At 41.9% G+C, this 26197-nt stretch carries 26 protein-coding genes; 6 read left to right on the plus strand and 20 right to left on the minus strand.

Going from position 1 to position 26197, the window contains the following annotated elements; genetic code table 11:
- Positions 1-96: 96 nt before the first annotated feature.
- From Q4591_RS15420 to Q4591_RS15455, 8 genes are all read right to left on the minus strand, one after another.
- On the minus strand, positions 97-855 hold the full coding sequence (locus Q4591_RS15420; RefSeq protein ID WP_076539852.1) for an SDR family oxidoreductase: 759 nt from the start codon (positions 853-855) through the stop codon (positions 97-99).
- Positions 856-942: 87 nt separating this feature from the next.
- Positions 943-1851 carry a 3-hydroxyisobutyrate dehydrogenase gene (mmsB, locus tag Q4591_RS15425; protein WP_102437711.1) on the minus strand — a complete coding sequence of 303 codons (909 nt, stop codon included), beginning with the start codon at positions 1849-1851 and terminating at the stop codon, positions 943-945.
- A 57-nt stretch (positions 1852-1908) separates the two neighbouring features.
- The gene (locus Q4591_RS15430; protein ID WP_303461774.1) at positions 1909-3024 is read right to left on the minus strand and encodes an enoyl-CoA hydratase/isomerase family protein; all 1116 of its coding nucleotides are present in this window, start codon (positions 3022-3024) and stop codon (positions 1909-1911) included.
- Between the two features lie 141 nt (positions 3025-3165).
- Positions 3166-4323, minus strand: coding sequence for an acyl-CoA dehydrogenase family protein (locus Q4591_RS15435; protein ID WP_102475676.1), 1158 nt, complete (start codon positions 4321-4323; stop codon positions 3166-3168).
- Positions 4324-4565: 242 nt separating this feature from the next.
- The gene (locus Q4591_RS15440; RefSeq protein WP_102519013.1) at positions 4566-6059 is read right to left on the minus strand and encodes a CoA-acylating methylmalonate-semialdehyde dehydrogenase; all 1494 of its coding nucleotides are present in this window, start codon (positions 6057-6059) and stop codon (positions 4566-4568) included.
- A 210-nt stretch (positions 6060-6269) separates the two neighbouring features.
- On the minus strand, positions 6270-7472 hold the full coding sequence (locus Q4591_RS15445; RefSeq protein ID WP_303461776.1) for a thiolase family protein: 1203 nt from the start codon (positions 7470-7472) through the stop codon (positions 6270-6272).
- A 385-nt stretch (positions 7473-7857) separates the two neighbouring features.
- Positions 7858-8802, minus strand: coding sequence for a homoserine O-succinyltransferase (gene metA / locus Q4591_RS15450; protein ID WP_102532228.1), 945 nt, complete (start codon positions 8800-8802; stop codon positions 7858-7860).
- Between the two features lie 49 nt (positions 8803-8851).
- Complete coding sequence (locus Q4591_RS15455) at positions 8852-9262, minus strand: YbaY family lipoprotein (RefSeq protein ID WP_102475679.1); 411 nt, start codon at positions 9260-9262, stop codon at positions 8852-8854.
- 126 nt (positions 9263-9388) lie between these two features.
- Here Q4591_RS15455 and Q4591_RS15460 point away from each other — a divergent pair, with 126 nt between their 5' ends.
- Complete coding sequence (locus Q4591_RS15460; protein WP_303461779.1) at positions 9389-10129, plus strand: SDR family oxidoreductase; 741 nt, start codon at positions 9389-9391, stop codon at positions 10127-10129.
- Positions 10130-10206: 77 nt separating this feature from the next.
- Here Q4591_RS15460 and ompW read toward each other — a convergent pair whose 3' ends face one another.
- Positions 10207-10851: an outer membrane protein OmpW gene (ompW, locus tag Q4591_RS15465; protein ID WP_303461781.1), complete on the minus strand. Its 645-nt coding sequence runs from the start codon at positions 10849-10851 to the stop codon at positions 10207-10209.
- A 441-nt stretch (positions 10852-11292) separates the two neighbouring features.
- Here ompW and Q4591_RS15470 point away from each other — a divergent pair, with 441 nt between their 5' ends.
- Together Q4591_RS15470 and Q4591_RS15475 are read left to right on the plus strand one after the other, a co-directional pair.
- The gene (locus Q4591_RS15470) at positions 11293-12390 is read left to right on the plus strand and encodes a hypothetical protein (protein WP_303461783.1); all 1098 of its coding nucleotides are present in this window, start codon (positions 11293-11295) and stop codon (positions 12388-12390) included.
- Between the two features lie 39 nt (positions 12391-12429).
- Positions 12430-12675, plus strand: a complete 246-nt coding sequence (locus Q4591_RS15475) for a hypothetical protein (protein ID WP_241903501.1) — start codon at positions 12430-12432, stop codon at positions 12673-12675.
- Between the two features lie 100 nt (positions 12676-12775).
- Here the strand turns inward: Q4591_RS15475 and Q4591_RS15480 are convergent, their stop codons facing one another.
- From Q4591_RS15480 to phhA, 6 genes are all read right to left on the minus strand, one after another.
- Positions 12776-13327 carry a nucleotidyltransferase family protein gene (locus tag Q4591_RS15480; RefSeq protein ID WP_102532224.1) on the minus strand — a complete coding sequence of 184 codons (552 nt, stop codon included), beginning with the start codon at positions 13325-13327 and terminating at the stop codon, positions 12776-12778.
- A 32-nt stretch (positions 13328-13359) separates the two neighbouring features.
- Positions 13360-14010, minus strand: a complete 651-nt coding sequence (gene maiA, locus Q4591_RS15485) for a maleylacetoacetate isomerase (protein WP_102437733.1) — start codon at positions 14008-14010, stop codon at positions 13360-13362.
- 95 nt (positions 14011-14105) lie between these two features.
- Entirely contained in the window at positions 14106-15092 is a 987-nt protein-coding gene (locus Q4591_RS15490; RefSeq protein WP_076539825.1) for a fumarylacetoacetate hydrolase family protein, read from the minus strand.
- Between the two features lie 362 nt (positions 15093-15454).
- Entirely contained in the window at positions 15455-16993 is a 1539-nt protein-coding gene (gene tyrR / locus Q4591_RS15495) for a transcriptional regulator TyrR (protein ID WP_102437737.1), read from the minus strand.
- A gap of 203 nt (positions 16994-17196) precedes the next feature.
- Positions 17197-17535, minus strand: a complete 339-nt coding sequence (locus Q4591_RS15500; RefSeq protein WP_102437739.1) for a 4a-hydroxytetrahydrobiopterin dehydratase — start codon at positions 17533-17535, stop codon at positions 17197-17199.
- An 82-nt stretch (positions 17536-17617) separates the two neighbouring features.
- Positions 17618-18421, minus strand: a complete 804-nt coding sequence (gene phhA / locus Q4591_RS15505; RefSeq protein ID WP_303461787.1) for a phenylalanine 4-monooxygenase — start codon at positions 18419-18421, stop codon at positions 17618-17620.
- A 407-nt stretch (positions 18422-18828) separates the two neighbouring features.
- Here phhA and galE point away from each other — a divergent pair, with 407 nt between their 5' ends.
- From galE to Q4591_RS15520, 3 genes are all read left to right on the plus strand, one after another.
- Positions 18829-19842: a UDP-glucose 4-epimerase GalE gene (galE, locus tag Q4591_RS15510; protein WP_303461789.1), complete on the plus strand. Its 1014-nt coding sequence runs from the start codon at positions 18829-18831 to the stop codon at positions 19840-19842.
- Positions 19843-19961: 119 nt separating this feature from the next.
- Entirely contained in the window at positions 19962-20456 is a 495-nt protein-coding gene (gene napF / locus Q4591_RS15515) for a ferredoxin-type protein NapF (protein WP_303461791.1), read from the plus strand.
- A gap of 196 nt (positions 20457-20652) precedes the next feature.
- The gene (locus Q4591_RS15520) at positions 20653-21081 is read left to right on the plus strand and encodes a polymer-forming cytoskeletal protein (RefSeq protein ID WP_102437747.1); all 429 of its coding nucleotides are present in this window, start codon (positions 20653-20655) and stop codon (positions 21079-21081) included.
- A gap of 170 nt (positions 21082-21251) precedes the next feature.
- Here the strand turns inward: Q4591_RS15520 and Q4591_RS15525 are convergent, their stop codons facing one another.
- The 5 genes from Q4591_RS15525 to Q4591_RS15545 form a co-directional block, all read right to left on the minus strand.
- Positions 21252-21944: a DUF2982 domain-containing protein gene (locus Q4591_RS15525; RefSeq protein WP_102437749.1), complete on the minus strand. Its 693-nt coding sequence runs from the start codon at positions 21942-21944 to the stop codon at positions 21252-21254.
- A complete protein-coding gene (locus Q4591_RS15530) occupies positions 21937-22737 on the minus strand; it encodes an ElyC/SanA/YdcF family protein (RefSeq protein ID WP_102519035.1) in 801 nt (266 codons plus the stop codon). The genes Q4591_RS15525 and Q4591_RS15530 overlap by 8 nt, the downstream gene beginning before the upstream one ends.
- Positions 22738-23258: 521 nt before the next feature.
- Positions 23259-23879 (minus strand): glutaredoxin 2, encoded by a 621-nt coding sequence (grxB, locus tag Q4591_RS15535; RefSeq protein ID WP_303461793.1) that lies wholly within the window; start codon positions 23877-23879, stop codon positions 23259-23261.
- Positions 23880-23906: 27 nt separating this feature from the next.
- Positions 23907-24932: a zinc-binding alcohol dehydrogenase family protein gene (locus Q4591_RS15540; RefSeq protein WP_102322246.1), complete on the minus strand. Its 1026-nt coding sequence runs from the start codon at positions 24930-24932 to the stop codon at positions 23907-23909.
- Positions 24933-25075: 143 nt separating this feature from the next.
- The gene (locus Q4591_RS15545) at positions 25076-25861 is read right to left on the minus strand and encodes a glycine betaine ABC transporter substrate-binding protein (protein ID WP_303461796.1); all 786 of its coding nucleotides are present in this window, start codon (positions 25859-25861) and stop codon (positions 25076-25078) included.
- Between the last annotated feature and the right edge of the window lie 336 nt (positions 25862-26197).

A 26197-nucleotide genomic window follows, 5' to 3' on the forward strand; every position in this document is an offset into this window, starting at 1 on the left:
CAGGGATTAATACTATTAATGAGCCAATATTATTATCGCTACTGCGACTAATATTGTTATAGCTAATGCGACTAATATTGTTATCGCTAATGCGACTTAAAGGCGAATACCGCCATCAATTTCAAACACACGGCCATTAACGTAATCATTCTCAACGATAAATTTAACCGTTGATGCGATTTCTTCAGCTTGACCTAAACGCCCAACTGGCACCATTTTCTCCATTCGCTCTAGGGCTTCTGGTTTCATTGCTGCGGTCATTTCAGTGGCAATCACACCAGGTGCTACCGCTGCGCTACGGATATTATAACGGGCTAGTTCTTTCGCCCAACCTACGCTCATGGCAGCCACACCCGCTTTAGAAGCTGAGTAGTTAGACTGACCCATGTTGCCTGCTTTAGCGACACTTGAGATATTAATAATCACCCCAGGCTGCGCGGTTTCAATCATCACAGCCGCAGCTTCACGGCCACACAGGAAAGTACCGGTTAAGTTGACATTGATAACTGACTGGAATTGCTCATATGACATACGGTCAGTAACCTTGCCATCTTTTGCCTTAACCATTAAGCCATCACGCAAGATCCCAGCGTTGTTGATAAGAATATTAACCTGACCAAAATCTTCACGGATGAAATTAAACCCCGCCACCACATCTTCTTCATCGGTGATATCTAACGCATAGCCTTGCACTTCAGTACTTGCACCTAAATCAGCACAAGCACGTTCTAGCTTTTCTTGATCAACATCGATAAGTGCTAATCTTGCGCCTTGGGCGGCAAACTCTTGCGCCATAGCCAGACCTAACCCACCTGCACCGCCAGTAATGACAACAACTTTATCTTTAATTTCCATTAACTGGATCCTTTCTCTATTTATTTAGTGTTTTGCATACTCACATTCCGGCGCGGTTGAATGGCTCAACCAGCCTTCAAGCAGCTGTTATTTATCTTCATCTGCTTTAGCAAACTGTTCAAAAATACTTGAAAAATCACGGCGACCATTGCCTTGACGGGCATGGTTAACATATAAACTGCGCGCCAATGCCCCCATAGGAGTGCTGGAATTCGATGCCAGCGATGCTTGCTGTGACAAGCCTAAATCTTTCACCATCAAATCAACCATAAAGCCGCCCTGATAATCATTTGAAGAAGGCACATTGTCCATTACATCAGGGCACGGGTTGTATTTTTCGAGGGTCCAGTTGCCGCCGCTACTGACTTTCATGATATCAGATAACACTTTAGGGTCTAAACCATTATCAATACCTAGCTGCAAAGATTCACTGGTGCCGACCATTAATACTGATAACAGCATATTATTACAGATTTTGGCAATTTGGCCTGCGCCTGCCGCACCTGCATGAAAAATATTAGCCCCCATAACCGTTAATACTGTTTGCGCTTTATCATAGGCGTTATCACTGCCACCACAAATGAATGTTAGTGTGCCAGCGGCTGCGCCCGCTGTGCCGCCTGACACTGGCGCATCCATAAACTCAATGCCTTTGGCTGCAGCTTGTGCCCCAACCGTTTGCGCCGTGCCTGCATCTATGGTGGAGCAATCAATTAATATGGCATCTTTAGCGACCACATCCAGTAAGCCTTTGTTGTCATCATCGCCAATATATAAACTGTGTACATGCTTACCTGCAGGCAACATGGTAATGATATAATCTGCTGCTGCCGCTGCGCCGCAAGCGGTTTTTGCGCTTAACGCGCCCTGTTTAGTTAATGCCTCAACCGCCGCTGGTACTAAATCAAATACCGTGACTGTCATGCCTGCTTTAATTAAATTGGCTGCCATTGGGCCGCCCATATTACCTAAACCAATAAATGCTACTGTTGCCATGATAAGTTCCTTTTAGATGTCTTTTAGCTAGATGCCTTTAACTTAGATGCCTTTTACTTAGATGCCTTTTAACGGATGGTCATCGGCTTGCCAAGGTGATGTCAGCAATTGGGTCACTGCTTCTGCGGTCACTTCACTTGCATGACTAAATCGCCATTGTGGATTGCGATCTTTATCAATGAGTAATGCCCTTACCCCTTCACAAAAATCGCCATAGGAGCAGCAATTGACGCTAATACCTAGCTCCCACTTAAAGCACTCTGCTAATGTTTTATTCGTACCTAAGTTGGCTTGAGCAAAAATTAAAAACCAACTTAATGGGCTACCTTTTAAAGCCGTTTTTTGAGCCCGTTTAAGCCAATCTAATTCAGTGTCTAAACTGGTGAGTTGATGATGCACCTCTTCAATTTCACCCGACATTAATTGATCAATCTCAGTTTGAAATTGCTCAAGTGGGCTTTGGCCTATTTTAGCTGTGGTATTTTGTTGCTGGGTATTTAACACCATACTTAGCTGCTGATGATTTAACTCAGCATCATCGCTCCAACTGACGTCAGCAAGGGCATCAAATAACGGCTGTTTATCATCGCTTGCTAAAAAGTGATTGCCCAGTCCAACATGCAAAGCATCGGCGGCGTTCATGTTATAAGCGGTTAAGCCTAAAAATAAGCCTAATTTACCCGGCATACGATTTAAGAAATAACTGCCGCCTACATCAGGGTACAAACCTATGGATATTTCAGGCATGGCAATGCGGCTTCGCTCTGTCACCACTCGGTGACTGCCACCCGCCATTAGCCCTAAACCGCCGCCCATAACAATGCCATCGCCCCACACCAGCACTGGTTTACCATACTGATGTAGTAAATAATCTAATTGATACTCTTGGGTGAAAAAATCGCATGCTTCTGCAGTCATGGTATTAGGATTAGCAATCGATGCATGATAAATCGCCCTGACATCACCGCCAGCGCAAAAGGCTTTATCCCCTGCGCCATCAAGCACAACAAAAGCAATATCATCATTTTGCTGCCAAGCAAGCAGCTGCTTGGTCATGGCCTTGACCATGTCTAAATTCAAGGCATTTAAGGCCTTTTCAATATTAAGGGTTACCACCCCAATTGATTTACCAGACAGGGTCCCTAGAGTTTGAAATATTACATCTTGAGTCATTAGCTATTATTCCAATTCAGTATATTGTTTTACAGCTTATTAAGGCTTACTTTCCGGTAATCCAAGCTATCATTGCGACTAGGGTAAATACCCATGTTGGCTAATTTCATTAGCCAACATAAAGCGCTTGGCTAGTAACTGTTACAAAATAGCGTGCGCATTTTCATCTAGCAAACGACGAGCAATAATTAAGCGCATGATTTCATTAGTGCCTTCAAGTATTTGATGTACCCGCACATCTCTAAAATGACGCTCTAATGGGTACTCACGAATATAGCCATAACCGCCGTGAAGTTGCAGGGCGTTATCACACACTTGAAAACCAATGTCGGTAGCAAATCGTTTTGCCATTGCGCAGTAAGCTGTGGCTTCTGGATCTTTTGAATCTAATTTGAAAGCAGCTAAGCGCACCAACTGCCTTGCAGCGACTAACTCTGTCGCCATATCAGCTAACTTAAACTGTAATCCTTGAAATGCCGCAATGGGCTTACCAAACTGCTTACGTTCATTCATGTATTCTGTGGCACGGCTCAGCGCAGCTTGCGCTGTACCGATAGAACAAGTGGCGATATTAATACGACCGCCATCGAGGCCCTTCATGGCAAAAGTGAAACCTTGGCCTTCTTCACCGAGTAAATTAGCCACTGGCACGCGGACATTTTCAAAGGTTATTGAACGTGTTGGCTGGGCATTCCAGCCCATTTTGTCTTCGGCTTTACCATAGCTTACACCAGCAGTATCTGCTGGAATAGCTATAGCTGAAATACCTTTTGCGCCCGCTTCGCCTGTACGGCACATCACTACTAATAGCTCAGTTTCACCCGCACCAGAAATAAACACTTTTGAGCCATTAATGATGTAATCATCACCATCACGAACCGCTTTAGTCGCAAGTGATGCAGCGTCACTGCCTGCACCCGGCTCTGTTAGGCAATATGATGCGAGTAATCGACCTGTGGTTAGACCTTCAGACCACTGCTGGCGCAATGTTTCACTACCCCAAGTGGTGACCATCCATGTGGCCATATTATGAATAGTCAACATGGCGGTAGTTGCTGTGCAGCCTTGTGATAACTCTTCAAAAATAATCGACGAATCTAATCGGCTTAGCCCCATTCCACCTTCTGACTCAGGCGAATACAAAGAGCAAAAACCTAGCTCGCCAGCCTTGTGAATTACATCCTTTGGAAAGTGATGCTCTTCATCCCATTTTGCGGCAAAGGGTGCCAGCTCATCTGCGGCAAATTGACGGGCTAATTCTGCGAATTGGCGTTGGTCTTCGGTTAAATTAAAGTCCATGGTGTTAATCCTTTTACTATGACTCTTTAGGTCATTTTATGGCTAAACAATCCTGTGCTTTTATGTGAGCGTGTTTGCAAAAACTGAGTGACTTTTGCAAACTGATTTTTACTAAATGCTTATAGCTAACCGCATTTTAGTTACACGCTATTTGGTTACACGCACAGTGATCATTAAGTGAGTCTTGTGGTTTGCTTGTCTGAATAATTAACTGGTCTTCTCCCATCAGAAGACCAGTACATTTACTTAAGATTGATGCTCATATTCGGGCCACTCACCACTTCGTCATCAAACCATCGTGAAGTGATGGTTTTAGTTTCAGTGTAAAAACGCACCGCTTGTTTACCGTAAGCGTGCTGATCGCCATAGAAACTGCCTTTCCAACCGGTAAATGAGAAGAATGGTAATGGCACAGGAATTGGCACGTTTATGCCCACTTGGCCCACTTCGATGTGGTGTTGATACTTACGCGCTGCACCGCCGGATGCGGTAAAAATTGAAGTGCCGTTACCATATGGACTGTTATTGACTAACTCAATGGCGTCATCAAGGTTGTCAGCTTCCATGCAGCACAATACAGGACCGAAGATCTCTTCTTTATAAATGCTCATATCGGTAGTGACTTTGTCGAACATGGTTGGACCAATCCAGTTACCTGACTCATAGCCCTCAACCGTAAAGTCGCTACCATCGAGTAAACAGTCCGCGCCTTCAGCTTTACCTTGGGCAATAAGCTTAAGTACACGCTCTTTGGCAGCGGGGCTAATAACTGGGCCATAGGCGGCATTGTCATCATTCCATAAACCTGGGCGTACTTTTGCTAGTGCTTCTTTAAGTTCTGGGATCCACTCTTTAGCAGCGCCAACAAATACTGCCACTGAAATCGCCATACAACGTTGACCAGCAGCGCCAACTGATGCGCCAACCATGTTATTGATCACTTGCTGCTTATTAGCATCAGGCATGATCACGCAGTGGTTTTTCGCGCCTGCAAAGGCTTGAACACGCTTTAAGTTATCAGTAGCCGTTTTGTAAATGTATTGCCCTACAGCCACAGAACCAACAAATGAAATCGCTTTAATGTCAGGATCTGCCAACAAAATATCCACCGCGGTTTTATCACCATGAATAAGCTGCAGCACGCCTTTGGGCGCGCCCGCTTCAACAAACAATTCAACTAAACGCTGCGGCGTCATTGGATCTTGTTCTGAAGGCTTTAAAATAAAGGTATTACCGCAAGCAATCGCTAACGGGAACATCCATAACGGGATCATCGCCGGGAAGTTAAACGGGGTAATACCCGCACACACCCCTAATGGCTGGGTGTAGCTATAAGTATCAATATTACGCGCCACATTCTCAACGGTTTCGCCCATTAACATTGAGGCGATATTACAAGCATGCTCTGCCACTTCAATACCACGCCAAACATCACCTTTTGCATCTTCAAAGGTTTTACCGGTTTCTTGGGCCAGAATAGTGGCGATTTCATCGTGATGCTCTTTTAAAAGGTGTTGATAACGGAGCATTACGCGAGCACGCTCTGACACAGGTACTTCTTTCCACGTAGTGAATGCTTGTTTTGCACTGTCTATGGCTTGATTAACTTCTGCAACCGTAGCAGCGTTAATATTGGCAATAACGCTGTTGTTAGCTGGGTTAGTAACATCAATGTTTTGACTACCTGTACCTTCGGTGAATTCACCGGCAATATAATGTTTAACTTGTATGGTCATCTTGCTTCCTAAATCCTGTTACAGATTATTGTTGAGCCCCAAAGCTCTTGAGTAATAATAAGCACCAACCAAGCTGTTATTGTTAGCATCACTCTATGATGATTATTTGCCATAGCCTTTACTGGTGCTTATTTGTTGTTAATAACGCCAACATCAAAAGTGACGCAATTAACAACGAGTCTTGTTAAATCTTAATCAATTACAACGAGGTTAAACTTCAATCGCCATAGCAGTTGCTTCGCCGCCGCCAATACATAATGACGCCACACCTTTAGCGGTGCCTTTAGCCAAACCTTTAGCTTGTAGCGCATGGATGAGGGTCACTAATACACGGGCGCCAGAACAACCAATTGGATGACCTAATGCACACGCTCCGCCATAGATGTTCACTTTATTGGCATCAAGTTGTAGCTCTTGGATTGCTAACATTGTCACCATGGCAAAGGCTTCGTTGATTTCAAATAAATCAACATCTGTTTTTGCCCAGTTAACCTTGTCGAATAATTTGTTCATCGCGCCCACTGGCGCTGTGGTAAACATTGATGGCTCTTGTGAGTGAGTGCTATGGCCTTTAATCGTGGCCATCACTTCCAAGCCTAATGACGCTGCCTTTTCTCGGGTCATTAGCATTACTGCTGCGGCGCCATCAGAAATCGAGCTTGAGTTGGCGGCGGTAATGGTGCCGTCTTTAGTAAATGCGGGGCGCAATGTCGGGATTTTTTCAGGGCGGACATTGCCAGGTTGCTCATCGGTATCAACGGTCACATCTCCACGGCGATTTGCAATGGTAATTGGCACAATTTCAGCTTTAAACGCACCTGAATCAATCGCTTTATTGGCTTTTTCAAGTGAGCTTAAGGCAAAGTTATCCATTTGCTCGCGGGTGAGGCCGAAATCATCTGCAGTTTTTTGCGCGAATGTGCCCATAGCGCCGCCAGTGTAGGCATCTTCTAATCCATCAAGAAACATATGGTCTAACACTTTGCCATGCCCCATACGCATACCGCCGCGCGCTTTATCAAGTAAATATGGCGCTTGACTCATACTTTCCATACCACCAGCAATAACCACTTCGCTGCTGCCAGACTTAATTGCATCATGAGCTAACATCACGGTTTTCATGCCTGAACCACAAACCTTATTCACGGTTGTTGCGCCAACACTCAAAGGTAGGTCAGCGCCCAATGTCGCTTGTCTTGCTGGCGCTTGACCTAAGCCTGCCGGTAATACACAACCCATAAACACTTCATCAATTAAATCAGTATTGATTTGAGTTTGATTGACTAAGCCTTTAATTGCATTGGCCGCTAAGGTTGGCGCTGGTACGGCTGATAGTGCGCCTTGAAAGCCCCCCATTGGGGTGCGTTTAGCTGCAACAATGACAATATCTTGGGGTGATTGGTCTGTACTCATAACTTCTCCGGTCTAAACTGCTGGTAAGTAAGCGGACAAAATCAGCAAAAATGTGATCTAGTTCAACTATAAAATAATAGTTACACTCTGACGTTTACGCTAACGTAAAGCAAGTGGTTTGAATGTGATTATCAATAGTGAATATTTTATGAGTGTCACTGAAGATTTACATCAAGCGTAAAGCCCTGATTTAAAATAGCTAAAATGTAATAAATCCCACTAAAAAAGTCATAGCCAGCGTTAAATTATCAAGGTGTTTTTGAGGAGATTTGCCATAAAAAAGGGCGATATCGAAAACGATATCGCCCTTTTTATTAATACTTGTAGCATGATGTTTGGCCGAATTTACGCCATATTTTGTTTAAACACCTTAATCAATCTGTGATTAGCTTTTCAATTCCCACGGCGTTCTTGCGCTCATATCTGATAAATCATAAGGCGTAAGCTGGTAAACATAGTAGTTAAGCCAGTTGCTCACTAACAAACTGCCATGACTGTGCCAGCGAGCAATGGGCTCTTGGCTTGGATCATTATCACGATAGTAGTTGCTCGGTATATTAGGGTTGATACCTAAGCCAACATCTCGCTGATATTCATCATTTAAAGTAGGTTTTTGATACTCAGGATGCCCCATCACAAACAGGTTACGATTATTGCGGCTAAGCACAATATAGGCCCCAGCTTCAGCAGATTCAGCTAGCACTTCAACATCAGAATGTTGGTGTAAATCGTTAATATTCACTTCAGCATAACGTGAATGCGGCGCAAAAAACTCATCATCAAAACCGCGTAGTAATGGATGCGGCTCGTTGGTACGACTATGGTTAAACACCCCCGAACGCTTTTGCTCAAGTAAACTGCGATTAATACCATATAAATGAAACAAACCTGCATGCGCCGCCCAGCATAGAAACAATACTGAAGTAACATGTTCTTGAGACCAATCAATAATTTCTTTAATGTGATCCCAATACACCACATCTTCAAAATCCAGCTGCCCAAGTGGCGCACCGGTAATAATTAACCCATCATAATTGTTCGTTTTAACCGCTTCAAAATCCCGATAAAAAGCATTCATATGATCGACAGAAGTATGCTTAGATGCTTTGTCATGAATACGCAATAGGTCAACATCCACTTGCAGCGGGGTATTACCTAATAAGCGCAATAGCTGGGTTTCGGTTTCAATTTTATTGGGCATTAAATTTAGAATTAATACCCGCATAGGTCGAATATCTTGATTTGCAGCGCGAGTTTCCGACATCACAAAGATATTTTCAGACTCTAAGATTTCAGCTGCAGGTAAATCATCTGGAATTCTAACCGGCATAGGAGCACCTTTTTAATACAAAATAACCCAGTGCATAGCCATGAAACGACTAGCCACCGACTTTATTAACAATCACATTTATGGGCTGTGTCTCATTGACATCAATGCTATACGCTTGCGTATTGATAAACCACAGCTTGCCATTTACTTCTATTCGCGCCCCAATTGAGTAACTATGACCAGCAATAAATTGGTCTGCAGCTATTTGAAACTCAAATGCTTGCGGCGCGTTCACTTGTTGGTACACTTTTTCAGCGATAACAATCGCTTTGGTATCTTGCAAAGACACATCCTTCACTTGCACCGTGAGTATTGCGTTGTCTGGCAATGCCATGCGCTCGCGATAACTCACATCACCACTTATAGACACTAAATGATCTACAGAGCTGCAGCCGAATAATCCGCCTAGCAGCATTAAAGAAATACATGCTTTGCTGATAAATGCTTTGATGATGTTCATATATCCTGTCCTTATAATACATTAAGACTTCCAGAAGTCTATACGTCTCATATTGAATAATATTCTTGCTTGTTATCCCTCGCAGTTGTTTTTATCATAGGCCATCATTTCGTCGTCTAAAAGCACATGACTACAGCAAACGCAATAATAGTGGGCGCTAGCTCACACCTTAGTAAAGAAATCGCCCGTCAATTAGCCGAGCAGAAAGTTTCTCTAGTGCTATTTGTACAAGATCCCGATGCCATGGCCGAGTTTGCCGCAAGCTTACCGACAAAAGTTGATGTGCTACCGTTAGATATTGAAAATCCAACAGCCATTATCAGCCAGCTTGAAAAAGTATGGTTAAGCCTTGAAGGCGCGCATTTAGTGTTAGTGAATACTGGACTTAATGGCTACAGTGAAGCACTGCCTTGGGAAATCGAACAAGATATCATTGACGTCAATGTGCGTGGTTTTGCCGTAATTTGTAATACCACCTTTCGATTAATGCGCGAGCAAGGCTATGGTCAAATTGCTGCAATCAACTCTATTGCCGGTTTACGTGGCGGCCCAAGTGTGGCCTATCATGCATCAAAAGCCTTTGCAGAAAATTACCTTGAAGGCTTAAGCATGCATGCGCAGCGATTAAAGTTACCAATCACTATTACCGATATTCAGCTAGGCCTATTGGATAAAGCTGCAATGCAGAAAAGTAAACTGTGGTTGCCGCCATTGCCAAAAGTGGCTAAACAAATTGTCAGCGCGATGCAAAAAGGCAAGCGCAAAGTCTATGTCACTAAACGCTGGCGCTTAGTGGCTTGGTTAACCTTACTTTTACCTGAGTTTATTTATAATACTCGCCATTGGAAGGTTAAAAAGAAAAAGTAGCTTATTCCGTTATTAGCTCACATAAAAAAACAGGAGCTTAGCTCCTGTTTTTTTATGATCTAAATATTGTTCAAATATTAGAAGGTGTAACCAATACTGACCATGTATACCCATGGGTCAATATCAGTTTCAACTGAAATAGCATCTTCACCTAAATTGAATTTAACATCCGTTGAGATATCAGCGTACCAAACCGATGCATTTACTAACCAGTTATCATTAAATTGATAATCAAGCCCAACTTGTGCCGCTAAGCCCCAAGAGTTACTCATGCTTAAATCAGTTAATGCGCCGTCTAAGTCATTGGTAAACTCGTTATCAAAAAAGTTAGTAAAGTTAACACCAACACCAATGTAAGGACGTAATTTAGATTGGCCATTACTAAAGTAATACTGCGCCACTAAGGTTGGTGGTAAATGCTTAGTTTCAGCAATTTTACCTAACTCACCAAGAGAAACATCATGACTAAAAGGAGTTGCTGCCAATAATTCTAAACCCCAATTATCAGTTAGCATGTAACCAAAATTTAAGCCGACTTGGGTATTATCATCGACTGTAAACTCTGCAACATTAGCAACAACTGGACTAGACTCATTTGGCACAACCGCTACCGCACCAACACGAAAGATAAAATCACCAGCTTGATGAGCAACCGCAGCTGAAGAAACACCTGCAGATAATAAACTGGCAGCAACTAGACTAAGGGCTATTTTTTTATTCATTATGACAACTCCATGTGTACAACATAATTAGCGCTTTCGATAAACACCTTTAACAATTGCCGCTACACTGCCAGATAAAACCTTTAACAATCTTGATCCAGATCAACAAAGCTATTTACATCAAACTAGGTATAACGCTTTATTGACTTAGATCACATTTAGCTTGAACTTTGTCTACTAAGAAGCTTTTAAAATGCCAGTTTAACTGATGAAAACGTTGGTTTTTTAACCAGGCACTTTCATGAGCAAAGCATGAGCCTGATATTAACTAAGCAATAACCATTTACCTTTTTGTAACATTTAATAGCGGTATTGCTTGTTAAGCAATCCTATAAAAATTCTGCCTATTAAAGCCTGTCTATAAAAAGACTCATAAAATAAACGCCGCTGCCAATGATTAAAAGATAAACCCCCTCAATTGTTGTTACAAAGGTGCTACCCTTGAACAAAATACCTTTACCTTTGTTTATAGGCTGTAATTATCTTTCAATGACACAAATATGGATAACATCACTGTTTAGCCTCACGCTGTTTATTGCAGCTGATTTAGCTGCATCACAGCCCAAGGACATCGCTAATGCTATCTTTGATAATGAGCCCATCTCTGATGATAAGCCTACCTCTGAAAAGACCATCACCGACAAAAAATCACCTTTGAATGAAACCCAGTCAGATGATGAAGTCGAGCCATCAGCTTGTTATAGCCGTTCACAAACTGATGAGAAAATTGATAAGGCTTTTGATTATCTCAACACCAAATTCTGCCAACCGGCCATTTGGTTTGACAGCTTCTTTGTCGATGATCGCATTGAAGATGATGCCAGAGCTGGCACGATTGTCCGTTGGTATAATGATTTTTCCTATTATGAAAAAGAAGGTTTTAAATATCATGCTAACGTCAATGCGCGGGTTAATTTACCTGGAGTCACTAAAAAGCTAAAACTCATTTTTGATTCAACTGGAGAAGATGATCCATTTTCATTTATACGCAGCCCTGACGATAACAACGACAGGGAATTTAGCTTACGCTATGACTGGCTAGCTCGAAATAGAAGTAGTTTTAATATAAAGCTCAGTTTTAAGCCTAAAATCGAAGCTCGTTATCGCTATACCTATCCTATTTCAGAAAATACCATCAGCCGCATCACCCAAAAGCTGTATCAAGAGAAAAATCTCACTGGTGAGTCTACTGAATTCGATATTGAACACTCTTTTAACGATGATTTTTTATTGCGCTGGAGTGCTGCGTTCCAATATGAAACTAACGATAATGGTTGGGAGCTAGGCTCAGGTCTGCAGTTATATCAATATATCAGTGATAAACAAGCCATTAGTTATCAAGCCCACATACACGGCGTCGACCAGCCTTATAAATATATTGATAGTGCAAAAATTGGCTTAACTTACCGACAAAACTTTGTCCGAGATTGGTTGTTTTTTGCCATCACGCCTGAATATACTTGGACTAAAGATGATGAAGTGCGCATCAATCAAGTGGTGCTAACCTTTACCATAGAGTTTTTATTTCAAAATATTTAACTCTATGCCTATTAGCTAAACCACCGCCAAGAGGACAAGATGATGAATGAAAAATTTATAAAATTTGATGTGTTTGGTAAGTCCTTGTCAATTAAGCGCCAAGATAGACAAAGTGATCAGCCCCAATGGCTACTGTTTCGTGATTCAGGCACCGGGCTTAGATCGCGCATCCATGAGGTCATCATTCCACCTGAGCTTAAAGAAACAGAGCTTGCAGGTTATCTTGATGATATTTTCCATGAAAATGCCACTGCAAAACATTCACAAGTGTTAAAGCTGACATAAAAAAATGACATAAAAATGACATAAAAGGTGCAGCTAAAGGCTATAACTTAAACTCAAGAGCTAATTGACTAGTGATAAATGACAAGGGGTTACGGGGGGGTTAGAGCTCAAGTGAAAGCTTAGGATATTGCTTAAACCAAGGTTTACTGGCAACACGCTCCATAAACACATGTTTATCGGCATTGGGGTTATAGCTCACCGATAGGCTAAATAGGTTTTCATAACCAAATAATGCCTTTAGCACTAACTTGCCATCATTATCCAGTTTTACCGCTACCGCTGTTTGTTGCTCAGGCCAATAACACATCGCATCAAGGGTTGATGTATAGGCTGGGTGATGATTCCTTTTATGCATTCTGGCTTGGTTTTTCACCGACCAAGGCAGTTTTATCCGCTCAGATAATGCTTTTTCGATTAACTTATCACGATAGGCACTGGTTTGTTTGCTGCAATAATAAATCACATCAATATCAGTTAACGCACTGGGCGCTATTTGATGCTGTTTATCCCACACTAAATTACGCACAAACCCTGCAGCAATGTACCAATCTGTAATATTAAGCTCAGTAAAAAGCGCTGCAACTTGCTGCAAGGCACTAATGCGCATCTTGTCTGCTACAATCCAATTTTTTAACTGAGCTTCATAGTCCATATTTTACTCGAGCTTATCTAAAAAATGCTGGGTTAACTGGCATCATCTTGCTGCTCAGGCGCAGCTGCAGCAAAGGCTGGGTGAGCCTGACATGTGTGCCAAATCCGCACAATATTAGGGTATGCAGATAAATCTACGTTGAAGCGATAGGCATTGTAAACCTGAGGGATAAGACAAATATCTGCCAAGCTTGGACTGTCGCCAAAACTAAATTTACCAGAGTGAACAGCTAATTGCTTTTCTAGCGCCGCAAAACCTAAATGGATCCAATGATGATACCAGTTCATTTTGTCTTCTTCAGATACGCCCATGTCTTTAACGAGATACTGTAATACCCGTAAGTTGTCCAGTGGGTGAACTTCACAAGCGATCAATTGCGCCATGGCACGCACTACGGCTCTATTTTTAGCCCCTTGTGGCAATAAACTATATTGCGGATATTGCTCTTCTAAATACTCAATAATTGCCAATGACTGGGTTAAATTAAACTCTCCATGGTCATCTTCATCAACCAATGCCGGAACCAAATGCTGTGGGTTCAATTGGGCAAACATATCACTATGCTGCTCACCGCCATTTTTGACTAAATGCACTGAAATTTGCTCTGCATCCAGCTGCTTAAGATTAAGCGCGATACGCACCCGATATGCCGCACTGGAGCGCCAATAACCATATAATTTCATTGTATATCCTTATCAAATTAACTGAGTTAGCATTGATGATATAAAAAAAGCAATAACGTTAGACGCTATTGCTTTTTATCACAGCAAACACTTATTTAAGCTTTGTATTCAACCACTTTTTGATCGATAGAACCAAAGATTGAGTTATCTTGATCATCAAACATTTCAATTCTTACTGTATCGCCAAAACGCATAAATGGCGTTGAAGCTTTACCGTCTGCAATGATTTCTAGCATGCGTTTTTCAGCTAAACAGCTAGAACCGGCACTGCGATCATAATTTGAAATAGTACCAGAACCAATCACAGCTCCCGCTGCCAATGGACGGGTCTTAGCAACATGAGCGACCAATTGACTAAAGTTAAACGTCATATCTACGCCCGCATTAGGACGACCAAATAAATCACCATTTAAATGAGTTACCAATGGTAAGTGCACTTTGCTATCTTGCCATCTGTCACCTAATTCATCAGGGGTAATCGCCACTGGCGAAAACGCACTTGAAGGCTTTGATTGGAAAAAGCCAAACCCTTTCGCTAACTCCCCAGGTATAAGATTACGTAACGATACGTCATTCACTAGCATCAATAATTTGATGTGCTGGGCAGCGTTATCTGCATCTACGCCCATTTTAACGTCGTCAGTGACCACTGCGATTTCTGACTCGAAATCAATACCGTACTCTTCACTGGCCATTTCAATATCGGCTTTTGGCGCGATAAAGCAATCTGAGCCACCTTGATATACTAATGGATCAGTCCAAAACGTTGCTGGCATTTCTGCGCCGCGCGCTTTACGAACCAATTCAACGTGGTTGACGTATGCACTGCCATCAGCCCATTGATATGCACGAGGCAATGGCGATAAACATTTAGCTTCATCAAAATCAACGGCGTTGTCCATCATACCGGCATTTAATGCTTCATATAATTCTTGTAATTGCGGGTTTAATAAATCCCAAGCATCTAATAATTGCTGCATAGTATGCGCAATAGCAGGTACGGCAACGGCTTTGGTTAAATCTTTACTGACCAACATCAGTTGGCCATCACGGCGACCGTTGTTATAACTTGCAAGTTTCATTTTGACTCCTAGATGGGTACAAATAATGTTGCTACTACTCAAGACAATGTGATTACAAGACGTGCTAACTGGCTTGGCAATTCGATTAAATCAAATATGCTACCTGTAAAGCGCCTATGCTGAGTAATAACAACTAAAATAGCGTTGTTAACGATACAAATACCCTAAGCTTAACCGAATTAATATAGCGTGAGATAAATCACACTTTGTATGCTTGAGAGTTAAATTGTAAAGGTTTCAATACAGAATGAGATCCCAGTATCAGAATGCGGATCTCAGGCTGGTAAACCTCAAAATGCCAGTGGCTTACTGACATTTTGATGGCATGAAATCGTTACACTAAAAATAACCGCTACGATTAATTAACGTTTTTTAGATATTTTGTAGTCGCGCAGCTTGTTAGCAATAGCGGTGTGAGAAACTCCCAGCTTTTTAGCTAATTGACGGGTACTTGGATAAGCTGGATATAAGCGCCTTAATAAGCTCGCCTCATATTCTTTCATGGCTTGATCTAAGCTGCCTTCAAACTCTTCATCAAAGTAGCCAAAGCCTTCAGCATAAGAAGGTAACTTAAGTTGCTCAACGGTTAGTTCTGCCGAGCCATCCCACATCGATACCGCTCTAAAAATAGCGTTTTTAAGCTGACGCACATTACCTGGCCAGGCATAGGTGAACAAGTAGTCCCGACATGATGCTGAAATACGTCGTAATGGACTCGATAACTGCTGGCTATAATGCTCTAAAAACATTTCAGTGAGCGGAATAACATCCACTTTACGTTCACGGAGCGACGGCATGTGATAACTAAGTACATGAATGCGATAGTAAAGATCTTCTCTGAATTCACCTGATTGGCACAGTTCTGCCAAGTTCTTTTGGGTAGAACAAATTATACGTACATCAGCGCGCACTTCTTCATCGCCGCCAATGCGTCTAAAAGTGCCATCTTGTAGTAAACGCAATAGTTTTACTTGAGCAGCTTTTGACATTTCGGCAATTTCATCTAAGAAAACAGTGCCACCTTTCGCCTCTTCAAACAAGCCACGTTTTACCACTTGGCCATTTGACACAAAGCCAAACAATTCTTCTTCTGCCACGCTATCTGGTAATGCAGCGCAGTTAATAGCAATAAAGGCGTGCTCTCGGCGCATACTGGCATCATGGCTCGCTTTGGCCATCAACTCTTTACCAGTACCCGTTTCACCAGTTATTAATAACGGTGCATCCAGTTGGGCCATACGTTTGGCTTGTTTAAGCACATCTTTCATTTTATCGCTAACGGCCAACACATTATCAAAGCCTGTGGTTTGATTTTGCAGCGCATTAAATTGCTTACCGACACGGGCTGGTGATTTTAGCGACACCACCGCGCCCGCTAAAATACTGGCATTGTTTTCATCAGGTAAATAGATAGGCAGCATTTCGGCTAAATATTCATTATTACCAATTTGCACCCGAGTGGCTTGCGCTAATACAGGGGCTTCAGTTAACCAGCGAGAAAAGTTAAATCCTTGCACCCAATGATTAAGCGATTCATCAATCACTTCATGCTCTTGCATATTAAGGGTTAATAATGCGGATTCATTAACAATACGAATACGGCCTTTAGCATTAATTGAAAAAACGGAGTCTGGCAGGGTTTGTAATAAGGTTTTGAGCGCGTAATGTTCTTGCTCGGAGGGCATAAACGATACGGTACGAACATCATGGACGCTTTCTACTTTGCGAATTAAAGGCATTAATTCACTTAAGGTTTCAAAGCCAATTTCGGCAAACTGTAGGTACAAAAAGCCTCTATTGCTGGCATCAATTGCAATTAAGTTAATGCCATAGTTTTCTAGCACTTCTAGAATATCTTTCGCAAGGCCGATACGATCTAAACAACTGACTTCCAAACGCATAAACAACTATTCCCTATTATATTGTTTTCTGGAATATCCGAGGACTCGATTCTGACCATGTCAGGGTGCCCTTCTTAATTTGTGAGCGATACGTTAAAAGGTTATCGGGCGCGTGGCAAGTGTTGTTTACAGCATAATTGTAACAGAGGACGTGCTAAAACAGGTTACGTTAACGTAACCTGCTGATATAATTAACTAAGATTTTAGTTAATTAACTGGTCGGTTTTCGCCGCCATAATGAAATCATTCTTATGAAGACCTTTAATGGAATGTGACCACCAAGTCACTGTCACTTTGCCCCATTCAGTTAAGATCCCCGGATGGTGAAAATCAGCTTCAGCAACATCAGCGAGTTTATTGGTGAATTCCATCGCCAGTTTGAAGTTTTTAAACTTAAAAACTCGCTCTAATTGATTAATACCATCACGGTTTTCAACGGTCCACTGGGGTACCATTTGACTAAATTCAACCAGCTCTTGCTCGGTTACTTTTGGGGCATCTATTTGGCAAGCCTCACATTTTAGTTCGGATAAATCTGACATAACAGCTCCTGTATTATCACACTAGTTTAATCTAGTGTTTATATTATTAATGTATAAATGAATGACTAGTTTTAACGAGTCCCTAAACGGCTATTGGCTTGGGTTTTGGGGCAAATTTAGCCGCAAACAAACCTAGCTGCCGTGCTTTAGCGACTTCAGCCATAATATCCATTCGAGTGATTTCATCTAAAAAGTCGATATTGTCGATAACGTAATAAATCGGCTGCATAATATCTATTCGATATGGGGTTCTCAGCACATCCAGTAGCTCAAAAGGCTTACGCTCCGGTTTATCACTTAATGCGTATAAGGTTTCACCTGGCGAGCTTAATATACCGCCACCATAGATATTAAGTTGATCATCTTTGGCTTTCATTAAACCAAACTCGACCGTAAACCAATATAACCTCGCTAAAAACACCCGTTCTTCTTTAGATGCCGCCAAACCTAATTGGCCATAAATATGCGAAAAATGTGCAAATGACGGATTGGTTAATAACGGGCAATGACCAAATATTTCATGAAAAATATCAGGTTCTTGTAGGTAGTCGAACTCTTCTTTTGAGCGAATAAAGGTCGCCACAGGAAACTGCTTATTGGCCAACAATTCAAAAAATTTACCGAATGAAATAAGTGCCGGCACTCCTGAAGTTTGCCAGCCTGTAGATGCAAGTAACACCTTATCGATTTCTTTTAATTGCGGTACCCGATTCGTGGGCATAGCTAAAGCATCAAGGCCATGCATATATGCCTCGCAAGCTCTGCCTGGCATATTGTTCACTTGGCGCTGATATAACTGATGCCAAATGTCATGTTCTTCATCGGTATATTGGATGTAACCCTGACTATCAGGGATCTTCGCGGTGTAATTTGTTACTTTGCTCATAAGTGCCACTTTACGTAAACTTCACTCCCTTCATAGTGTGCTAAGGATCACATTTTGTTAACTGCTTGGGGTTTTATTCTTCAGTGATTTGACAGTACAATTCGTAAACAAAACGCTACATTAGCAGTTTCTACTAAACTTAACTTAATAAAATTAGTCATATAAACTGCCACCTTTAAATTACAAAGTGGCCAACAACTCATCTCCCGATTCTGTCTTAAGTCAATGGATAAAACTTTTAAGCTTTAAACAGGTTAAAGCTTGATACCTTTTTTAGTGAGCTTGATAACTTAAGTAGAATAAAATCCAAGCAATTAACTCGCTTTACTTTGGCGCTATAGTTAAACTTTTAAGTAGACTGTCATTTTTGCATTCAATTTTATGTCATCCACAGTTAAGGACATTTCATGGCAATTTTAGTCACTGGCGGAGCCGGATATATAGGAAGCCACACTGTAGTTGAACTGTTAAATGCTAATCAACAGGTTATCATTGTCGATAATTTATCCAACGCCAATGTCATCGCCTTATCTCGCATTGAACAAATTACCGGTAAAAGCTGCATTTTTTATCAAGGCAGTGTGCTAAATAAAGCGCTATTACATAAAATATTTACTGATCATGTCATTGAATCAGTAATTCATTTTGCTGGTTTAAAAGCGGAGGCTGATTCAGTGTGTAAGCCATTGCAGTATTATGAAACTAATGTCACCGGCACAATAATTTTGTGCCAAGTCATGGCGGAACATCAGGTGAAAAAGTTAGTTTTTAGCTCTTCAGCTACGGTATACGGCATCCCTGATGGCTTGCCTATTAAAGAAACCGATTCAACCGGAGCCACGAACCCTTATGGTCAGTCAAAGCTGATGGTGGAACAACTACTGGCTGACTTACATACTGCTGATAATCAATGGGATATCACTATTTTACGCTACTTCAACCCAGTTGGTGCTCACCCAAGCGGACTGATCGGTGAAGATCCTAGCGATATTCCGAATAATCTTATGCCTTATATATGCCAAGTGGCTGTGGGCAAGCTAAAAGAATTACAGGTGTTTGGTAATGATTATCTTACCCCTGACGGCACAGGTGTACGAGATTACATCCATGTGGTTGATTTAGCCCAAGGCCACCTAAAAGCATTAGCTAAGCTCAACAGTAATTCAGGCATTGCCACCTACAATTTAGGCACAGGCCGTGGGTACAGCGTTATCGAAATTATTAATACCTTTGAGCAAATAACCGGTAAAGCGATACCCTATTGCTTTAGTGCTCGTAGAGAGGGCGATCTTGCGGCATACTTTGCTGACGTGTCTCACGCGAAAACGGCATTAGATTGGCACGCTGAGCTGTCCCTTGAAACCATGGTTGAATCTAGCTGGCATTGGCAATCTAAAAATCCTGACGGCTACCGAAGTTAAGGGGTTAGTTGACATAGTTTTTTGAGCCTATTTATTTAAGCCCTGTAGATATTTACTAGCTAACTTTAGTCTCATTAATGTTAGCCTTGTTATTGTTAGCCAAAAATAGTGGAAGAAGTATGAGTCAGTCAGTCAATCACAGCCGCAGAAACCTATTTCGCAGACGTAAAATTGATGCCCAAAGACCGCCTTGGGTTAAGTCTGATATTGAGTTCACTGACGAATGTACTCGCTGTAATGCCTGCATCGATGCCTGCGAAACTAAGGTAATCATTAAAGGTGATGGTGGTTTTCCTGAAATATCATTCACAAACGACGAGTGCACATTCTGTCAGCAATGCGCCACAGTATGCAAAGAGCCCATTTTTGATCTTTCTCAACTCACGCCTTGGAACATAAAAGCCGGCGTCAATGACAGCTGTTTAACCTATCAAGGCGTATGGTGTCAAAACTGTAAAGATGCCTGCGATCCCGCAGCAATAAGCTTTAAGATGGCCATTGGCCAAGTACCCAAACCTATGATTGATCTTGAGGCTTGTACAGGCTGCGGCGCTTGTGTTGCCCCCTGCCCATCAGCTTCTATCAGTGTCATTGAGCTTAACGTTACGAGTTAATGCTGTTTTAGCTAAGCTGTATCAATAAACTGTGTCAATAAGTCTTGGTAGTCAAAAAAGTCTTAATAGTCAAAATTTAATTGTTTTTTTTGCGATTAATTGTCGCTATATTAAATGTTAAATACTAACAACAAAATAAATTTAACCGCATAATTATCCTGGTCATTGCGGTCAAAAATGCATAAAGAGAGCGAATATGTTTAGTAAAAAAAGTCCCACAAGTAACCTGAGTTTTATTGCCAATGATTGTGAATTAAGCGGTAATATCAAAGTTAACGGCGACGTACTTATTGCAGGGAAAGTTGATGGCGAAATTCGCGCTTCTGGTAACATAACGGTTGAAGCTACTGGGGTTGTCACCGGTGGTGTTGTTTGTGTGGAAGCGACGGTTTCTGGCTTAATGACAGGTAATATTAATTGCGAAAAACTCACCATTACCAATACCGGAACTTTTGATGGTGAAGTGTACAGTAAGCGTATGGAAATTTTAGATAACGGTCAGTTCCTTGGTTATCGAAAAGCTTACGATAAACAAAGCAAAGCATTAGAAAATAATGAAAAATTGGTTTCCACTGTTGAAACTGAAAAAGAAAAGCCTCAACTCACTGCAGCTGTATCGGCATAGTCAATTTCAGCGTTTGGCTTATCCTTCATGAATATTTAAAACGAATGCCAAACATCGACGTTTGGCATTCGTTCAATAAGTTATTATTTAATAATTAAACACATCTCTTTTTGTAAGCACTTTTAATTAGCGCTTTGGCTATAAGTTAGCAATATCTACAAATAATCGCTTTAGGGCTTAATAGATTGCTGCTGCCATTGCCGCAGTAAGCTGACAAACTCCGCTGGCGCTCTATCTAGGCTATCAATAGATAAATAAAGGTGAAACCCGAGTTGAGCATCTAAGGTTTGGCAGCGATGGCCAAACATGGCTAATACGCCACGATAACGCTCACCATTAACCACTAATGGGGTAAATTCAGCGCCGACATAGGTTTCAAGGCTTTGTAAGTCTTCATCTTGAGTCGCTGCTGTCATGAGTAACGGCCGCTGCTCAGTCAATAACCCGGTGGCTAACCTTGGGGAGATACAATCTAAAATCGGATTGATGTGTTTGAGTTTAATGCCAATATACGGCAGTTCAATTAACTCAAGATTTTGGGTCACCCGTGACACGTCAATACGCTGCACATTATCCCAAGCTACGTGCACTGTGCCGCGGCCATGATAATAATCAAATCCTGCTGCAGATAATTTAAAACTGGCTTTCGGCTGATTTATTTTGGCAACACCTAGTACCAGCCCTACACTGCCAACGGCAAAAAACACCATACCGACACCAAATAGGCTTTTGTTGTTGATAAATAATATCAAGCTGATAAATACCGCAATGCCACCAGCAATGGTTAAACTAATGCCGTTGCGCTTATTATGCGGCGCGATAAACAATGGCTCTGAGCGCTCATGTTGGCTGGGATCAGACATCAGTTAATAATCCTTTTATGGTTAGCCATAACATGCCCACATACTCGTGAATTGCACGCTGGGATATATACAGATTTTCAGCACTAAAGCGCCACCAATAACCCGGTGAGCTGATAAAATTAGTCGGCGCGGCGATGGGATTTAAATCAAGTGTGGTAAAAATCTTCATTGAGCGCGGCATATGGGTCGCAGAGGTAACCAATATAAAAGGCTTATTGGCAATTAACTCAGCCATAGATTTTGCTTCTTCAATGGTATCTAGCGCATCAGCAAACGTCACTATTTGGCTTGCTTGCACGCCCAGCTCAATCGCCGCTTGCTGCATAATTTCAGCATGGGGGGTTGGCGTTAAGCCGCCACTCCAACCACTGACCACCAACTGGCAACGATTATCTGCAAGTTTTAGCTGCCTTACGCCTTCTGATAATCTTGCTAATGCTGTCGATGATAACTGCTGCACCGCAGCTCGATTAGCATTTTCAGTGTGACCTGAACCCAGCACCATCACATAACAGGCTTGCTGCGCATTAGCGACAGTACCCGATTGATAAACAAGGGTTAAAGGGGAGTTATTCACTGGGTATTGAGACTCTAAACTGGCTGCTAACCCTGCACTAAATTGCGAATTACTCAGTAGCAATAAAATAGCGAAAGCCGCGATTAAAGCGCTTTGCCCTAAGGTTTTCAATCGCTGGGATTGGCTGCGGAACACAAATATCGCCAATAACAGCAGTAATAATGTCAGCGGAATAGGCATAACCAATTGAGATAAGATTTTTTTAAGCCAAAACATCGAGATACCCAGTTTTTAATGAAACGATATTTTAACTTGTCACAGCCAAGATTACTATTTGAAGCGCAAGCAATCTGCAATTAAGCCTGCGTGTTGGCTTAAGGGAATGTCGCCTTACATTAAAGTTTGAAACGTTTATCGACTTAAAACTGCATTAACTTGTAATCAGTAAGGCCGCAAAACACAATAAAGATTGAAATTTTAGCTTTACCGCATGACGCCACAGCGAACAATAAAGACAATAAAGACCGAAACTCACTTTTGGACATTTTCGTGTTTGGGATTTTGCTAAATTAGAAATAAATGAATAACTACAGGTATGGAAAATCACGTCGTAAAGATTTCCAACCTGCCTTGAGGTTACTTCTAGGGGAAGAGGAATAGTAATGAGTAAAAAGGAATCACAGGTTTTACTATTTTTAAGTTTGACTGGTTATATTAATAAAAAAAACGAGCTACCATCTTGATAACTCGGGCCTAATTAATACGCTTTCGTCCAACCAGTCTAGAAAGTTAGTATACTAGCACCTTAGCTCATTACTGTTTGTTTCCAGCCATAACTTGAGCTCTTGCGGCCAAGTAACGGTGGGCTCAACAAAGAAGCCGCGCAGTAGCGAGAAGTAGATAGCCTGATCAACCAGAGGCAGTGGTGATTTACCCGCATTCGGTTGGATCAACGCTTCAGCGTTAAGCAACTGTGCGTTTACATCTGCAACAATCTGCTCTGTGCTTTCTAACAGGCGAACAAAGTTCAGCTCTTCTGTCTCTTTCTTCGCTTGCCATGCAGTAACACTTGCTTCAGTCGCGAACTCTTTTAGATTCAGTTTCGTCCAGCGAGGGTAGCCAATTCTTTGAATCAAAGGGAATGCCTCACGCTGAAATGCCAACGTCTCTTCTGATGGTGCGGATACCGCATCAATACCAGCTTGCTCGATAAAGTAAGCAATGATATCCATGCTTTCCGCCATCACGCTGCCATCCGTTTTCTCCAAAACTGGCACCATTTTTTGACCGATTAAATCAATCAGAGTTTGCGCATCAGCATAATCTACAACTTGGTATTCAACGTTAAGCTTCAGTGCATTAGCAACATAAACAACACGGGCACAAAATGGACAATGCTCGTAGATATACAGTTTCATCAAAAATCCCGTTTTTATAAGTCTGAATTAGTATTTAATCGCAGTTTTGCCAATTGATGCGCTGCTTTCAATGCGTTGGTGTGCGTCTTTTAACGTCTCAACACTAAAACCATTCAATGTGGTGGTGAGTGTAGACTTAATGCGGCCAGCATCAATCAAGTTCGCAGCTTGGAATAGGATATCTTGCTGCTTCTGAAGATCGTCAGTGTTAAACAGTGAGCGAGTGAACATCAGTTCCCAGATGAATCCAGCTGATTTGCCTTGTAGTTTTGATAGATCAACACCACCATCAAATTCTACAATTGAACTGATCATGCCTTGCGGAGCAATCAACTCGACCATTGCATCCCAATGGCCTTTGGTATCTGCAACGTTGAAGATGTAGTCCACATGCTGAATGCCTTGCTCACGTACCGACTCCACCAGATTGCGGTGATTCACAACATGGTCAGCGCCCATATCTCTTACCCACTGCTCGGTCTCTGGTCTTGAAGCAGTCGCAATCACTGTTAGGTTAGTAAGCTGTTTCGCCAGTTGAACCGTAATCGAACCAACACCACCTGCGCCACCAATGATCAGAATAGATTTCTTCTCTTCTGGACGAACGCGTAGGCGATCAAACAAGGCTTCCCAACCTGTCAATGTAGCGAGAGGCATAACGGCTGCTGATTCGTCAGAAAGGCTTTTTGGGGCGTGAGCTGTAATTCGGTAATCGACCGCTTGGTACTCAGCATTCGCACCCATACGTGTCACATCACCTGCGTAATAAACACGGTCACCAATTTCGAAGCCTGAAACATTGCCACCTTTAGCAACCACTTCACCCACCGCGTCATAGCCCAATACTTTTGGCTGCTCTAGGGTTTTATCTTGTGCGTTGCGGATACGTATTTTTGCATCTGCTGGGTTAATCGAGGTCGCACTCACTTTTACCAGCAGGTCATTGTCTTTTAGCTCTGGCAGGCTTGTTTCAAACTCGAATAAGCTGTCTTGCTCTGTAATTGCTAGTGATTGAGTAAAACCAATTGCTTTCATTGTTGTTGGTGCTGGCATGTTGTTTCTCCTTTGATTGGACACCTTCATCATAGAGATTTTTACCCTAGATAAACCGCCCAATCTTTTAATTACATTCAATATATTTTTGATAATCACACTGCTCGACCGGGTAGTGTTGAGATACTTACCTGTTAACCTAGTTAGATAACACCTTGTGCAGCTAACCATTCATACGTCACTTCATCTTGCGGTTTACCCTCTCGGCACACTTTATAATCAAGCTCGGCAATAATATCGTTGGAGAAACGTAATGAATCTAAGGTTTTAAGCTGTTCATCAGTAAATAGATTTTTCTTATCATCTCTCAGTAACAGTACAGCTCGGTCTACAATTCCAAGCAGCCCTTTCGGCTCTATAAGCTCGCGAATATCATAACGATAGTGAAGAAATTGCGGTTTCCATAGCGGCACAATGACCCACTCTTTATTTGCGACGGCATCTTCAAAAGCACTAAAACAGTCGTCTTCACTGCCTGTAAAAAACTCATAGCCTGCTTTACTTAAACCGTACTCTTCCATCATCTGGATAGAGAAGCGAGTGATTCCAGCTCCTGGATTAATACCTTGAATTTTAGGTCTCATTTGCTCGACGACTTCAGGCTTCAATAAATCCGCCACTTCAGCGACCATCTCTTCAGGTACGTAATCCGGCACACCCCACAGTGCGTAAGGTTCGTAATGAAGTCCAAGCTCGATTAATGGCTCAACTTTTTCAACGTCCGACTTATAGATACCATGGCTCGATGGTAACCAAGCAGAAGAGAGCATATCGATTTCACCAGCTTTCAGTTTTTCAAAATTTTCCTGATGAGGGGAAAAGATTCGCTCAACTTCGAAGCCCATGGTCTTCAATACATTGCTAACCAATGAAGCTGTCGTGTGATGGAATGATAAATCTGTTACACCCATTGTGATTTTTTTATTCATTGTTCTTTCGCTCTTATCGTTGCTGATGGACTAAGAATACAAGCCTAAAACCCAATCAAAAACAGCCTAATGTTTGAATCATTATCAAATATAAATTGACAGATACCGATTTACACTTAATAAAAAAGCGTATGCATTGATGAAATACATACGCTTTATATTGACGTGTCTATCTACGGTCGTCTTAATCTAGTTTGATGCGTAAAACATGGAACGGTTTGCTCGCACCTTCTTCGCCTTCATTAAGGCAGTAATACATAGCCACCCATTATTTAGAAGTTATAACATAACGCCTTTCGATTTGAGTTGCTAACACCTACATTCATTAACTGATGT

It is taken from the genome of Shewanella sp. 3_MG-2023, assembly GCF_030548765.1.
Taxonomy (GTDB): Bacteria; Pseudomonadota; Gammaproteobacteria; order Enterobacterales; family Shewanellaceae; genus Shewanella.